This is a genomic window from Collinsella intestinalis DSM 13280, from assembly GCF_000156175.1.
In the GTDB taxonomy this organism is placed as follows: Bacteria; Actinomycetota; Coriobacteriia; order Coriobacteriales; family Coriobacteriaceae; genus Collinsella; species Collinsella intestinalis.
In genome coordinates, this window is record NZ_GG692710.1 from 1,152,061 (window position 1) to 1,152,449 (window position 389).

General features: G+C 69.7%; 1 pseudogene. It reads right to left on the minus strand.

The annotated features are described in order from the left end of the window. Positions 1–314: pseudogene (locus COLINT_RS08650) on the minus strand (DNA polymerase III subunit gamma/tau); the annotation flags it as partial. Positions 315–389: the final 75 nt, after the last annotated feature.

The window sequence follows — 389 nt, forward strand, 5'->3', positions numbered from 1 at the left end:
GCCGTCGCGGCGGGCTGAGCCGGCGCGGCGGGGGCACCGGCCGGAGCGCCGTCCATCACGTACTCAACGGAGCGCTTGCCAAAGACCTCGCAGATAACGGGCATCACCAGGGCGTTGCTGTCCGGGCGGCTAATCATCTTGAGAGCGAAGTTGGAACCCTTGGGGAACGCGACCACGAGGGTCTCGCCATCGTCGCTCACAGCGCGGGAGCTTTGCAGCAAGCCGCCGCGCGATGGCTGGACCGCGGCGATTTTCTTCACCGTCTCGACCCAACGGCGCTGCAGTTCGGCGTCGTCAGCGGAGGCGGGCGTCACCGCACACGAGCTCATCGCCGGTGTGGCACTCGCCGGCACCGTTGCGGGGGCAGCGGGCTTTGGGGCGCGCGCGGA